General features: G+C 71.2%; 14 protein-coding genes. 8 read left to right on the top strand and 6 right to left on the bottom strand.

The genetic code is table 11. The features are described from left to right. Positions 1-64: 64 nt before the first annotated feature. Positions 65-667, top strand: coding sequence for a 2'-5' RNA ligase family protein (locus ACFXJ5_RS01780; protein WP_384625400.1), 603 nt, complete (start codon positions 65-67; stop codon positions 665-667). A gap of 73 nt (positions 668-740) precedes the next feature. Continuing rightward, on the top strand, positions 741-1,682 hold the full coding sequence (locus ACFXJ5_RS01775) for a YihY/virulence factor BrkB family protein (RefSeq protein ID WP_384625399.1): 942 nt from the start codon (positions 741-743) through the stop codon (positions 1,680-1,682). A 62-nt stretch (positions 1,683-1,744) separates the two neighbouring features. Here the strand turns inward: ACFXJ5_RS01775 and ACFXJ5_RS01770 are convergent, their stop codons facing one another. Continuing rightward, positions 1,745-2,992: a D-alanyl-D-alanine carboxypeptidase family protein gene (locus ACFXJ5_RS01770; protein WP_384626534.1), complete on the bottom strand. Its 1,248-nt coding sequence runs from the start codon at positions 2,990-2,992 to the stop codon at positions 1,745-1,747. Between the two features lie 145 nt (positions 2,993-3,137). Between ACFXJ5_RS01770 and ACFXJ5_RS01765 the strand changes: the two genes are divergently transcribed. The 3 genes from ACFXJ5_RS01765 to ACFXJ5_RS01755 all read left to right on the top strand — a co-directional run bounded on the left by ACFXJ5_RS01765 (position 3,138) and on the right by ACFXJ5_RS01755 (position 4,969). After that, on the top strand, positions 3,138-3,389 hold the full coding sequence (locus ACFXJ5_RS01765; protein ID WP_240677548.1) for an SCO4848 family membrane protein: 252 nt from the start codon (positions 3,138-3,140) through the stop codon (positions 3,387-3,389). After that, positions 3,386-4,555 carry a metallophosphoesterase gene (locus tag ACFXJ5_RS01760; protein ID WP_384625395.1) on the top strand — a complete coding sequence of 390 codons (1,170 nt, stop codon included), beginning with the start codon at positions 3,386-3,388 and terminating at the stop codon, positions 4,553-4,555. The genes ACFXJ5_RS01765 and ACFXJ5_RS01760 overlap by 4 nt, the downstream gene beginning before the upstream one ends. 63 nt (positions 4,556-4,618) lie before the next feature. After that, positions 4,619-4,969 (top strand): hypothetical protein, encoded by a 351-nt coding sequence (locus ACFXJ5_RS01755; RefSeq protein WP_384625393.1) that lies wholly within the window; start codon positions 4,619-4,621, stop codon positions 4,967-4,969. On the opposite strand, the gene ACFXJ5_RS01750 is transcribed toward ACFXJ5_RS01755, so the two are convergent. From ACFXJ5_RS01750 to ACFXJ5_RS01735, 4 genes are all read right to left on the bottom strand, one after another. Further along, positions 4,921-5,586, bottom strand: a complete 666-nt coding sequence (locus tag ACFXJ5_RS01750; protein WP_384626532.1) for a TetR/AcrR family transcriptional regulator — start codon at positions 5,584-5,586, stop codon at positions 4,921-4,923. The genes ACFXJ5_RS01755 and ACFXJ5_RS01750 overlap by 49 nt on opposite strands. Positions 5,587-5,658: 72 nt before the next feature. Beyond that, positions 5,659-6,060 carry a thiol-disulfide oxidoreductase DCC family protein gene (locus ACFXJ5_RS01745; protein ID WP_384625390.1) on the bottom strand — a complete coding sequence of 134 codons (402 nt, stop codon included), beginning with the start codon at positions 6,058-6,060 and terminating at the stop codon, positions 5,659-5,661. Next, on the bottom strand, positions 6,057-6,467 hold the full coding sequence (locus ACFXJ5_RS01740) for a hypothetical protein (protein ID WP_384625387.1): 411 nt from the start codon (positions 6,465-6,467) through the stop codon (positions 6,057-6,059). Before ACFXJ5_RS01740 ends, ACFXJ5_RS01745 begins: the two co-directional genes overlap by 4 nt. A gap of 146 nt (positions 6,468-6,613) precedes the next feature. Next, positions 6,614-8,806, bottom strand: a complete 2,193-nt coding sequence (locus ACFXJ5_RS01735) for an MMPL family transporter (protein ID WP_384625385.1) — start codon at positions 8,804-8,806, stop codon at positions 6,614-6,616. A gap of 144 nt (positions 8,807-8,950) precedes the next feature. Here ACFXJ5_RS01735 and ACFXJ5_RS01730 point away from each other — a divergent pair, with 144 nt between their 5' ends. The 3 genes from ACFXJ5_RS01730 to ACFXJ5_RS01720 all read left to right on the top strand — a co-directional run bounded on the left by ACFXJ5_RS01730 (position 8,951) and on the right by ACFXJ5_RS01720 (position 11,838). Next, entirely contained in the window at positions 8,951-9,649 is a 699-nt protein-coding gene (locus tag ACFXJ5_RS01730; RefSeq protein ID WP_384625382.1) for a response regulator transcription factor, read from the top strand. Next, positions 9,646-11,178, top strand: coding sequence for a sensor histidine kinase (locus tag ACFXJ5_RS01725; RefSeq protein ID WP_384625380.1), 1,533 nt, complete (start codon positions 9,646-9,648; stop codon positions 11,176-11,178). The genes ACFXJ5_RS01730 and ACFXJ5_RS01725 overlap by 4 nt, the downstream gene beginning before the upstream one ends. 228 nt (positions 11,179-11,406) lie before the next feature. Then, on the top strand, positions 11,407-11,838 hold the full coding sequence (locus ACFXJ5_RS01720; RefSeq protein ID WP_384625377.1) for a DUF4234 domain-containing protein: 432 nt from the start codon (positions 11,407-11,409) through the stop codon (positions 11,836-11,838). 13 nt (positions 11,839-11,851) lie between these two features. Here the strand turns inward: ACFXJ5_RS01720 and ACFXJ5_RS01715 are convergent, their stop codons facing one another. After that, positions 11,852-13,009, bottom strand: a complete 1,158-nt coding sequence (locus ACFXJ5_RS01715) for a D-alanyl-D-alanine carboxypeptidase family protein (RefSeq protein ID WP_384625374.1) — start codon at positions 13,007-13,009, stop codon at positions 11,852-11,854. Between the last annotated feature and the right edge of the window lie 21 nt (positions 13,010-13,030).

The following is a 13,030-nucleotide window of genomic DNA, read 5'->3' as shown; positions in this document are numbered from 1 at the left end:
TCGGCCTGTGCCGGGGTCACACTTGCAGCTGGCATCCGCGACGACCTAGGGAAGGGGTGAACGCGTGGGGTACCGCACGATCGGTGTGTCGATCGCGGTCCCGGAGCCCTATGGCAGCCTGCTCCAGCAGCGGCGCGCCGGCTTCGGCGATCCGCTGGCGCACTGCATCCCCACCCATGTGACGCTTCTGCCCCCCACCGAGGTTGCGTCCGAACGGGTGCCGGTTGTCCGCGAGCACCTGGCGGCCGTCGCCGCCGCGGGCCGCGACTTCCGGATGCGTCTCGCCGGCACCGCCACCTTCCGGCCGCTGTCGCCGGTCGTGTACGTGGAGCTGGCCGACGGCGTACGCGAATGCGCCGAGCTCCAGGAGCAGGTCCGCTCCGGGCCGCTCCGGCGCGAGCTGCAGTTCCCGTACCACCCGCACGTCACCGTCGCCCACGGCATCTCCGAGGAGGCGATGGACCGGGCGCAGCTGGAGCTCGCCGACTTCACCGCCGCCTGGAGCGCGAACGGCTTCGCCCTCTACGAGCAGGACGACGCCGGCGTGTGGCGCAAGGTGTGCGAGTACCCCTTCGGCTCGGCCGGCCCCGCCGCCGGGCCGCGCCCGGTCGTGCCGCACCAGCAGGGCGCGGCCGCCATGGACGCGGCGGGGGCGCCACCCGGCTGAGCCGCCGGGGCAACCGGTTCCGGACCGCCTCCGCCTCTGGAGTGCACGTCGTGACAGAGGGTAGGCGCGATCTATGGACTGGCTGACACGGCTCCCGGTGATCGGGCCCTGGGCGACGAGGCTCATGCGGACCCACGCCTGGCGCGCGTACGAGCACCTGGACAGCGTGCACTGGACCCGGCTCGCCGCCGCCATCACCTTCACCAGCTTCGTCGCGCTCTTCCCGCTGCTCACCGTGGGCGCGGCGGTCGGCGCGGCCCTGCTGACCCCCGGGCAGCTGAAGCAGCTGGAGTCCAAGCTCAGCGAGCAGGTCCCCGGCATCGCCGACCAGCTCGACATCAACGGCCTGGTAGCCAACGCCGGCACGGTCGGCCTCATCGCCGGCGTCCTGCTGCTCGTGACCGGCATCGGCTGGGTCGGCTCCCTGCGCGACTGCCTCCGCGCCGTCTGGGCCAAGGACAACGAGCCTGCCAACCCCTTCGTCCAGAAGCTCGCCGACATGGGCGTGCTCATCGGCCTCGGCGCCGTCGCCCTGGTCTCCGCCGCCTGCTCGGCCTTCGCCACCTCGGCGGTCGGCTGGGCCGCCCGCCACCTCGGCCTCTCCGACCACGGCCCCGGGAGCGTCCTGCTCGCCGCCGTCGGTTTCTGCATCGCCGTCGTGGTCGACTTCGTCCTCATCACCTACCTCCTCACCTGGCTGCCCCGCGTCACCCCGGCCCGCCGCGCCGTCCTCATCGCCGGCCTCATCGGCGCCGTCGGCTTCGAGCTCCTCAAGATCCTGCTCAGCGGCTACATGCAGGGCGTCGCCACCAAGAGCATGTACGGCGCCTTCGGCGTCCCTGTCGCCCTGCTCCTGTGGATCAACTTCATCGCCAAGCTGCTCCTGTACTGCGCCTCCTGGACGGCCACCCAGCACATCGGAGGCATCCAGGCGTACGAGCAGACGCGCGAGCGCCGCCGCCTGCGCGCGAAGGCGGCGTCCGCCCCGCCGCCGGTCACTGCGTCCGGGCGGTGATCAGCCCGAGCACGCTGACGTGGAGGAGACGGCTTCTCCGGGTGAGGGCGAGCCGTTGTCCGTCAGCGGGCGCGGCCTCCGGGCAGGGGCCAGCGCCTCCGTACGAGGAAGCCGATGGCGGCGACGACGGCCATGGAGCCGAAGGCGATGGCCAGGGCCGTCCACATGCCGCCGGTGGTGGAGTCGGCGGAGACGGAGGTGGCCGAGGCGGGGTCGCCGGGGGAGGCCGAGGGGGATGCGGACGCGGAGGCGGCGGCCTGGGCGGACTTGGGGGCGACGAGGGTGCCGACGGGGGTGACCTTGCCGGAGGCGGAGGCCTTGAAGCCCCAGTCGAGGAGCTGGGCGGCCTCGTCGTAGACCATGTCGTGGCCGGAGGCCGGATGCATGACGGTGACCAGGAGGGTCCGGTCACCGCGCTGGGCGACGCCGGTGAAGGTGTTGCCGGCGTTGGTGGTGTAGCCGTTCTTGACGCCGGCGAGGCCCTTGTAGGGGCTCAGGGAGTAGTCGCCGACGAGGAGGCGGTCGGTGTTCTGTATCTCGAAGGTCGACCGGGTCTTCTTCTTCCCCTTCTTGGCCTTGTTCCAGTCGCCGGGGAACTGGGTCCGGACGGTGGAGCAGTACTCGCGGAAGTCGGCGTTCTGCAGGCCCTCGCGGGCGAAGAGGGACAGGTCGTACGCGGACGACTGCTGGCCCGGCATGTCGTAGCCGTCGGGGGAGATGACCGTGGTGTCGTTCGCCTGGAGGTCCTCGGCCTTGCGCTGCATCTCCTGGACGGTCTCGTCGACGCCGCCGTTCATGGCGGACAGGACGTGGACGGCGTCGTTGCCGGAGCGGAGGAAGACGCCGAGCCAGAGGTCCTTGACGGTGTAGGTCAGGCCTTCCTTGATGCCGACGAGGCTGCTGCCCTCTCCTATGCCGTCGAAGTCGGAGGTGACGACCTTGTGGGTCTGCGTCTTGGCGAACTTCGGCAGGACGGTGTCCGCGAAGAGCATCTTGAGGGTGCTGGCCGGGGCGAGCTTCCAGTGGGCGTTGTGCGAGGCGAGCACCTCGCCGCTCTCGGCGTCGGAGATGATCCACGACCGGGCCGTGATCTTCTTCGGCAGGGCCGGGGCGCCGGGCTGGAGGGTGGCCTGGGTGCCGGGTCTGCCGAGCGCGTCGCCGCCGATGGTCGACATGGAGGCCGGGGGAGTCGGCGTCGCGGACGGGCTGCTTTTCGCGTACGCGCCGGGGGCGGTGGCCACAGCGGTCCCGCAGGTGAGCGCGAGGGCGGACAGGGCCAGGGCAGGGCGGCGCGCGGCGCGAAAAGGCATGGGCACGGGGGAGAACGTACAGGGCCCAGCTGAGAATCCGGCAGCTATAGGGGCGGATCTTGGCCGTGAGCAGTCCCACGCCCCCGGAACGCAACCATCCGCCCCCAGCGGCAGTCGCGATGACAGGCCTGCTCATACTGGAGGCATGAAGCTCAGCCGCCGCGTGTCCTGGTTCCTCGTCGCCTTCGGCGTGTGGAGCTGGGTGGTATGGACGACGTTCGTCAAGAACCTGTGGAAGGACACGAGCGGGCTGGCCTTCGCGCACGGCGACCACGGCTCGCCGACCGCGTACTTCTGGATCCATCTCACCCTCGCCATCGTCTCCTTCCTCCTGGGCACCGCGATCGGCGTGCTCGGGCTGCGCGGCCTGAGGGCGCTGCGTAGCGAGGCGGCGTGATCTTCGCGATCATCCCGGTCGTCCTCGCGGCCTTCGGTGGTGCGCACTGGTACGTATGGAAGCGGCTGGTCCGTGACGTGTCAGTGCCGCGCGGCCGGTGGCGGCGTGCGGGGACGGTGCTCGCCGTCGTCCTGCCGCTGCTGAGCCTGGGCGCGCTGCTCGGCGGGCGGTTGCTGCCGCTGGCGCAGGAGCGGTGGCTGGCCTGGCCGGGGTATCTGTGGCTGGCGGTGCTGCTCTATCTGATCCTGGCTCTGGTGGTGGGCGAGGCCGTACGGCCGCTGCTGCGCCGGGCCTTGCCGACGAAGGAACCGGAGCCCACACCGGAGCCCTCGGCCGAGCCGAGCCGCCGGCTCTTCGTCGCCCGTACGGTGGCGATCGGCGCCGCCGCAGCCGCGACGGCGACCGTGGGCTACGGGACGTACGGCGTGCTGCGCGGACCGCGCCTGAAGTACGTGTCCGTGCCGCTGGCGAAGCTGCCCGCCAAGGCCGACGGTTACCGGATCGCGGTGGTGAGCGACATCCACCTGGGCCCGATCCTGGGCCGGGCGCACACCCAGCGGATCGTGGACACGATCAACGGCGCCCGCCCCGACCTGGTGGCGATCGTCGGCGACCTGGTGGACGGCAGCGTGCCGGAACTCGGCCCGGCGGCGGAGCCGCTGGCGCAGCTCAGGGCGCGCGACGGCTCGTACTTCGTCACCGGAAACCACGAGTACTTCTCGGGCGCCGACCAGTGGGTGGACTTCGTACGCGAACTGGGCGTGCACCCCCTGGAGAACGCCCGGGTCGAGATCGGCGCGGGCTTCGACCTCGCCGGGGTCAACGACATCAGCGGCGCGAGCCACGGCGAAGCCCCCGACTACGGCAAGGCGCTGGACGACCGGGACCGCACCCGTGCCGCCGTGCTGCTCGCCCATCAGCCGGTGATGATCCACGAGGCGGTCAAGCACGGGGTGGACCTCCAGCTGTCCGGGCACACCCACGGCGGCCAGCTCTGGCCCGGCAACTACGTTGCCGCGCTGGCCAATCCGACCGTCGCGGGCCTGGAGCGCTACGGCGACACCCAGCTCTACGTGACCCGGGGCGCGGGCGCCTGGGGACCGCCGGTCCGGGTGGGGGCGCCCTCGGACATCACGATCGTCACCCTCGGGTCGCTCAAAACCTGACCGGAAACCGCTCCCCGCGGACCGGGGGTGTGACATCCCGGGGGCCCGCCGCGCTGAAAGATCGTGACGACGCGGATACGGACCACCGAGGGCTACTGGTGCCACGCCGGCGGACGGCGCGACCCCGGAGCCCCCGGTCATCCGCCGGAGCGCTGCGTCGTGGCGACGGCGGCGCAGGCCATGGACTGGATGCGCGCGTGCGTACGGAGCTTCGCGAGCGGCGGAGCCGAACACGAGCCGTTCATGGCGGCGTGGCACTGGCTGGCTGACGCGTCCGGCCTCGAGGAGACACTGCGGCGGTTACGGGCCGGGCAGAGCTACGCCTTCGGCGTGGACACCGAGCTGGGCCGCCGCTCCTGGTCGGTTCACCCGGTGCTGGTGCTGCCGCTGCTGTCCCCGGAGGCGGAGGACTGATCCGGGAAGTGGAGGAACTCCGCGAGCGCGCCCCTGATCTCGCGGGCGACGGGCCGCAGGATCCGGTAGCGGGACAGTGCGGTCAGCCGGGCGACGAGCGGGGCGGTGCGGGCGACGAGGCGGCGGGTGCGCTCGGAGTCGGGGGAGCGGTCGTAGACCCAGAAGAGCACCACGCCCATCTGGTACAGCCACATCAACTCGGGGAGGATCTCCGCGAGTTCGGCGTCGACCTTGACGCCGGAGCCGGTCAGCACCTCCTGGTGGACGGCGATGGCGGCGTCCCGGGCCCGGTGCGAGTCGGGTGAGAAGGGGCTGAGCGGGCTCTCGGGGTCGGCCGCGTTCTTGAAGAACTGGACGGCGAAGCGGTGGTACGGCTCCGACACCTCGAGCCAGGCGTTCATCACCCCGAGCAGCCGGGCGGCCAGATCGCGTTCGCCGCTGTCCAGGACCTCGCGGACCGCCGCCCGGTGCTCGGCGGCGAGACGGTCGTAGAAGCCCTGGACGAGGTGTTCCTTGCTGTCGAAGTAGTAGTACGCGTTGCCGACCGAGACCCCGGCCTCCTTGGCGATGGCGCGCATCGTCGTCCTGTCGTAGCCCCGCTCCTCGAAGAGCCGCATCGCGGTCTCCAGAATGAGGGTCCGGGTCTGCTCGCTCTTCTTGGCCGGAGTCGCGTCTTCCACGTCGTGAGCCTAACGGGGCGTTTCGCAGCTGTTGGCGCAGGCCTGCGGCCCCCACTGCGCCTGCCGGTACTTCGCCGCCACCAGCACCGCCGCCCGGGCGAGCGGGGCGCCCGCCTTGGTGCTGAGCCGGTGCGCCATGGGCCGGTATTCGGCCAGCGCCCACAGGCAGACCAGCCAGGCCGCCTCGCCCCAGTAGACGTGCCCCGCGTCGCCGACCACCGTGATCTCGGCCCGCGTCGCCGCGTGGTCCAGGCTCGGGAACCTGCGCCGGGCCTCCTCGGACCCGGCCGGGACCAGGTCGAGGGGGACCAGTTGAGGCTGCCGGATGAGCCAGCCCCGTACGAAGGAGCAGAGCGAGCAGTTCTCGTCGTACAGCACGGTCAGCCGGTTGACCGACGCGGCCGTGGTCATCGGGCGGGCTGCGCCGGCGGGGTCCAGCCCTGCGGCGCGACCGGCGGGATCTGCTCGCGCTCCATGACGCCCCGGCGGCGGATCTTGTTGAGGACGTAGACGTTGGCGAGGTGCATCCCGCCGAGGACGAGCAGGACGACGCCGATCTTGACCGACAGCTCCTCGAAGAGGCCGCGCGAGTCCTCGACCACGTCCGCCGACTTCAGGTAGAGCGCGACGAAGCCGAGGTTGACGAGGTAGAAGCCGACCACCAGAAGGTGGTTGACGGCGTCGGCGAGCTTGTCGTTGCCGTGCATGACGTCGGCGAGGAAGACCTTGCCGCTCTGGCTGAGGGTGCGGGCCACCCAGACGGTCAGCGCGACGCTGATGACCAGGTAGATGACGTATGTGACGACCGTGAGGTCCATGGGTCCACCCCTGTAGACGAAGTTGAACGTGTTCAAAATCTACTGCGGGACTGACTGTAGACCGGTTTTTGAACACGTTCAAGCCCCCTGCTTCAGGAGCGAAACAGGGGGCTTGAAGAGGGAGTTCCCGGTGAGGGAGGAATCCGCTAGTCGCGGGCCAGCACGGGCTCCTTCGCCGGCTCCGCCGGCTCGTCGTCGGCAGGCTCGACCGCCAGGTGCGGCAGTCGCTTGTCGAGCCAGCCCGGCAGCCACCAGTTGGAGGCGCCGAACAGGTGCATCAGGGACGGGACCAGGACCGTACGCAGGATGAACGCGTCGAGCGCGACCGCGCCCGCCAGGCCGATGCCGAACATGGCCGTCGCGCGCTGGCCCATGAGGACGAAGGCGCCGAAGACGCAGATCATGATGACGGCGGCCGAGTTGATCACCCGGCTGGTCTCGGCCAGACCCACCCGCACGGCGCGGGCGTTGTCCCGGGTGTGCACCCACTCCTCGTGCATACGGCTCACCAGGAAGACCTGATAGTCCATCGAGAGCCCGAAGAGCAGCGACAGCATGATCACCGGGATGAAGGAGTCGATCGGCCCGGCTCGGCCCGCGCTGAGCAGATCGCCGCCCCAGCCCCACTGGAAGGCCGCGACCAGGAGGCCGAAGGAGGCGGCCGCCGCGATCAGGTTCATCGCCGCCGCGGTGAGCGGGACGACGAGACTACGGAAGGCGAGCAGCAGCAGCACGAAGCCCAGGGCGATGATCACCCCGATGAAGAGCGGGAGTTTGCCGGTGATGACGTGGGCGAAGTCCTTGAAGATCGCCGTCTGCCCACCGACGTACGCCCGCATGGTGCTGCCCTTTTCGGCGGCCGGGATCACGTCGCCGCGCAGGCGGTCGATGAGGTCGTCCGTCTGGACGGCCTGCGGTGAGGTGGTCGGCACGACCTGCACCACGGCGATCGTGGCGCCCGGCTTGACCGGCACCGCGTTGACGGCCGCCACGCCCTTCTGCGTACGGATGTCGGCGACCAGGCCGTCCAGGGCCTTCACATCGGCCGTGCCGCCGGGGACTTCGGCCAGGATCGTCAGCGGGCCGTTGAAGCCGGGGCCGAAGCCGTCGGCCAGCATGTCGTACGCCTTGCGGGTGGTCGTCGTCGACTGGTTGTTGCCCTGGTCGGAGGAGCCGAGGCGCAGCGAGAGCGTCGGGATGGCGATCACGGCCATCACCGCGACCGCGACGACCGCGAGCACCCGCGGGTGCCGCTGGACGAAGCCGGACCAACGCGCGGCGGCGCCGGTCGCCTCCTCGCTCTCCGGGCCGCGCTCGGCGAGCCGGCGCCGCTGGCGGCGGCTGAGCACCCGTGAGCCGAGGACGCCGAGCATCGCGGGCAGCAGGGTGACGGAGGCCGCGACGGTGAGGACGACGGTGAGCGCGGCGGAGACCGCGAGACCGTTGAGGAAGCTCAGGCCGACCGCGTACATGCCCAGCAGCGCTATGCACACCGTGCCGCCCGCGAACAGCACCGCCCGCCCCGAGGTGTTGACCGCCTTGACGGCGGCCTCCTCCGGGGACAGGCCACGCAGGATGCCCTTGCGGTGGCGGGTGACGATGAACAGGGCGTAGTCGATGCCCACGCCCAGGCCGACCAGCGACGCCAACGTCGGGGAGAGGTCGGCCAGATCCATGCCATGGCTGAGCAGCGCGATCGCCGACACCGACGTGCCGACGCCGAAGATCGCGGTCAGGATCGGCAGCAGCATGCCGAAGAGCGAGCCGAAGGCCAGGTAGAGCACGATCGCGGCGGCGGCGATGCCCACCAGCTCGCTCAGGCCCATCGGCGGCTGCTCCGCCTGCTGCACCGCCTGGCCGCCGAGTTCGACATCGAGGCCCTTGGTGTCCGCCGCCTGCGCGGTGTCGACGAACGTGTTCACCTGGTCGACGGTCAGCTCGCTGCCGAGCTTGCTCCAGGTGACGGTGGCGTACGCGGTGCGGCCGTCCTGGCTGATCTGGGCCGCGCCCGTGGGCGCGTACGGGCTCGCGACCGAGCCGACGTCCGGGAGCTTGGCGATCTTCGCCAGGGTCGCCGTCATCTCGGCCTTGACCGCGGCGTCCTTCACCGAGCCGCTGTCGGTGTGCCAGACGACACTGTCGGCCTCACCGGAGCTCTTGGGGAACGCCTTGTCCATCAGACTCAGCACCTTGGCGGACTCGGTGCCGGGCAGCTGGAAGACGTTGGCGTAATTGCTGCCCATGGTGTTGCTGGCGGCGCCGACACCCACCAGGGCCACCACCCAGAGCAGTACCACCATCCATTTGTGCCGGTAGCACCATCGCGCCAAAGCGGCCACGGCCACAGCTCCTTCATCGGTATCAGAGGTATGACATCAGCCTCCGTGGGCGGACAAGGTTCCGCCAAGCGGCTCGGGGATCTCTCAAGGAACTCCAAAGTTCCGGCGACCGGCGCCCGGGACCGTGACGCCGATACTGGAGCCATGGAGAGCGCCACGGTCCTGATCGTCGAGGATGAGCCGAGTATCGCGGACATCCTCAGGATCACCCTGAAGTTCCACGGATTCGCCGTGCACACCGCCGCCACCGGCCGTGAGGCACTGGCCGCCGCCCGCGAACACCGGCCCGACCTGGTGCTGCTCGACGTCATGCTGCCCGACGGCAACGGCTGGGAGGTCTGCCGCACCCTCCGAGCGGAACGTACGTTTCCCGACGAGCTGGCCGTGATCTTCGTCACCGCACGGGACGCCCCACGCGACGTCGTCGCCGGACTCGCCCTCGGCGGCGACGACTACATCACCAAGCCCTTCGGCGTCGACGAGGTGGTGGCCCGCGTCCAGGCCGTGCTGCGCCGCACCCGGCGGAACATCGTCCCCGACCCCGTGCTGCGGCACGGCGACCTGGAGATGGACGAGGCCACGTACAGCGTCCGGCGCGGCGGCGAACCGGTCGACCTCACGCCGACCGAGTACAACCTGCTGCGGCAGCTGCTGCGCAACGCCGGGCGGATCGTCACCAAGGAGCAACTGCTGCAGGACGTGTGGAGCTACGACTTCGACGTCGAGTCGACCGTCCTGGAGACGTACATCAGCTACCTGCGGCGCAAACTCGACCACCTCGGCCCGCCGCTGATCGAGACCAAGCGCGGCATCGGCTACGGACTGCGGGCGGTGCGGGCGTGAGCCGGTGGCATCCGCGGACGCTGCGCGGGCGCATCACCCTCGCCAACGTGGCCCTGCTGGCAGCCGGGCTGGTACTGGCCGGGATCGCGAGCCTGGTCGGCATGTACACCCTGCTGGTCGGCGAGATCGACGACTCGCTGCACGCCTCGCAGGCCGGCCTCGAGCGGACCTCGCTCACCGCCGGCAGCCTGCGGAGGCTGTGTACGACGGCCGGGCTGGTGGATAACTCCAGCACGAACCGTGACACGATCACGGCCTTCGACCAGGACCTCTTCGTCATCCTCGACCCGCACGGCCGGACCCTCGACGCCTGCCTGGGCCAGGCCGTGCCGGCCACCGCGGAGCGCGCCCGGCTGACCCGGGCCATCTCGAACCCGGGCGCCGTCGCCACCTCCGGCGACGCCGTCACGGTGAGCAGCGGCAGCGACTACTACCGGGTCGCCATCGCCCGCCTCGACGACGGCAGCATGGTCGTCAAGGGCATGCGGCTCAACGGCGTGATCAGGGCGGTCTTCCACCTCTTCATCGTCGAGGCGGTGGTCGGCATCCTCCTGCTCGGGCTGCTGGCCTTCGGATCCCTGCGGGGCGTACGGCGGCGGCTGCGGCCCCTGGAGCAGATGGTCGAGACCGCGAGCGCCATCGCCGGCGGCGACCTGTCCCGGCGCGTCCCCGAGGCCGACAAGGCCAGCGCCGAGGTCGACCAGCTCAGCGTGGCCCTCAACACCATGCTCCACCAGATCGAACAGGCCCTCCTCACCAGCGAGGACGCCGCCGCCCGGCTCCGCCAGTTCGTCGCCGACGCCTCCCACGAACTGCGCACCCCGCTCGCCACCGTGCGCGGCTATCTGGAGCTCTACCAGAAGTGCATGCTCGACGCCGAGGAGAGCGAGCGCGCCCTGACGCGCGTCTCCGCCGAGTCCGAGCGCATGGGCCGGCTCGTCGACGAACTCCTCTCCCTGGCCCGCCTCGAGCACCGCCCCGCCCTGCGGCTGCGCGCCGTGGACCTCCGCGAACTCGTCCACGACGGGGTCGCCGACCTGCGTGCACAGCAGCCTCAGCGGCCGGTCAGCGTGACCTGCGCGGGCGACGGCCCGGTCGAAGTGCGCGGCGACGAGGCCAAGCTGCGTCAGGTCGTCGGCAATCTGCTCAGCAACGTACGCGTCCACACCCCCGCCGAATCCCCGGTGACGGTCGGTCTCCTGAGCCGGTCGGGCGACGCCGTGCTCAGCATCACCGACACCGGCCCCGGCATGCGCGAGGAGGACGCCTCCCGCGTCTTCGACCGCTTCTTCCGCGCCGACCCCGACCGCGCCCGCGCCACCGGCGGCAGCGGGCTGGGCATGTCCATCGTCGAAGCCGTCATCCACGCCCACGACGGCGCCGTCGCGGTCGAGACCGCGCCGGGCGCGGGGCTGACGGTGCGGGTCACGCTGCCCGTCGCCGCGGACAACGAGGCCCCGGATCCGACGTCCCGGGCCGACCTCCCGGATCCGGGCAAAGCGCACACCTTGAACACTCAATCGTCATAGGATCCGCACACGCTGCCCCGCCGCACCCCCAGTGCGCGGGGCAGCGTCTCCGATGCCGGAAAACTGTCCGAAACCTGTGGCCGGGCCCCTGCTGACACGCGTAGAGCCAGGCACTACGTTTGCCTTCTCTTTGATGCGAAATGCCGTCGCGGCAGCCGGGGCCAGGCTGTCCGCGATTCCGGCCATGCCGTTTGAGTGTTCGATGAGTACGTGCACCTGGGGGGCAGGATGTTCGATGAAGCGCGCTACGGCGCGGTCGTGGGCGTGGGGGCGTACGCGCTCTCCCCGCGAGCGGGCCTGGCGACCCCGTCCGGGGAACTGCGCCGCCCGGTCGCCGTCTGGCTGCTGGGCGTCGCCACCCTCGGCCTCTACTGGCTCCTCTGGTACTACCGCGCCAACCGCGAACTGCGCGACTTCGACCCCGAGATCAAGGTCCGCCCGGCCCTTGCGGTCCTGGCCGTGTCCGTCGGCGCGATCGCCGTCATCCCGGCCGTCGCCTCGCTCTACAACACCGGCTGCCGCATAGCCCAGGCCCAACGCCGTGCCGGGCTCCACGGCTCCGCGTCCGGCCTCACCGGCCTCGGCCTGGGCCTCGCCCTCGGGCTCACGCCCTGCTACTACCAGGCCCACCTCAACCAGGTCTGGGTCGCCCGCAACTGACGCCCGCAGCCCGCTACTTCCGCCGCCGCCCGCCGCCCCCACCGCCGGCCCCGGCCGCCCGCCTGCCCCGCGCCGGCTTCGGGTGCCGCCGCAGCGCCAGGGTGGCCCCGGCAACCAGCGTCACCAGGGCCGCGGTGGAGCCCGACCCGAGCCACGAACGCCCGGCGCCGGCCGACGACGCCGTCCTCGTGACGCCTCCGGATCCCGGGTCCGCCGACGCGCTCGGCGACGGGCTCGCCTCGCTCAGCGGCGGCACCAGTTCGCCCACCGCCTCGACCTTCCCCGCCGCCCCGAAGCCCCAGTCGAGCAGGGCCGCCGCCTCCCGGTACACCTCGTCGTAGCCCGACGTCGGGTGCATGACGGTCACCAGCAGCGTCCGGCCGCCACGCTTGGCAGCACCGGTGAAGGTGTTGCCCGCGTTCGTCGTATAGCCGTTCTTCACCCCGATCAGGCCGCGGTAGTCGCCCAGCAGCCGATCCGTGTTCTGGATCTGGAACGTCTTGCCGCCCCCGGCCGGGAAATCCGCCACCGCGGTCGAGCAGTACTGGCGGAAGTCGTCGTTCTTGAGCCCCGCCCGCGCGAACAGCGTCAGGTCGTACGCCGACGACACCTGCCCCGACGTGTCATAACCGTCCGGGCTCACCACATGCGTGTCGTTCGCCCGCAGTTCCTTGGCCCGCGTGCGCATCTCCCGCACCGTCCGGTCCACCCCGCCGTTCATCGCGCACAGCACGTGCACCGCGTCATTGCCCGACCGCAGGAAGACGCCCAGCCACAACTGCTCCACCGTGTACGTCGTCCCGCGCTCTATCCCCACCAGACTGCTGCCCGCCCCCATCCCGGCGAGGTCGGCATCCACCACGGTGTGCTTCCGCGTCTTCTGGAACTTCGGCAGCACCGTATCCGCGAACAGCATTTTCAACGTGCTCGCCGGCGGCAGCGGCTCATGCGCGTTGTGCGCCGCCAGCACTTCCCCGCTGTCCGCGTCCGCCACCACCCACGCCGCCGAGTTCGTCACCGGCAGCGCGGGCGCCCCGCTCTTCCTCCGTACCTGCGTGCCCGACCGGCCCAGCATCTCGCCCCCGACCGTCGATCTCCCCGCCGCCGCCGCCGATCCGACAGGCAGCAATGCGGCGGCGAGCGCGACTCCAAGTACGGAGCGTCGCGACATGGCGGAGGAGGTGGGGGGTGT

The organism is Streptomyces sp. NPDC059373, from assembly GCF_042751495.1.
In the GTDB taxonomy this organism is placed as follows: Bacteria; Actinomycetota; Actinomycetes; order Streptomycetales; family Streptomycetaceae; genus Actinacidiphila.
Note: the sequence above shows the minus strand (reverse complement) of the source record. Positions and strands in the feature narration are given on the sequence as shown.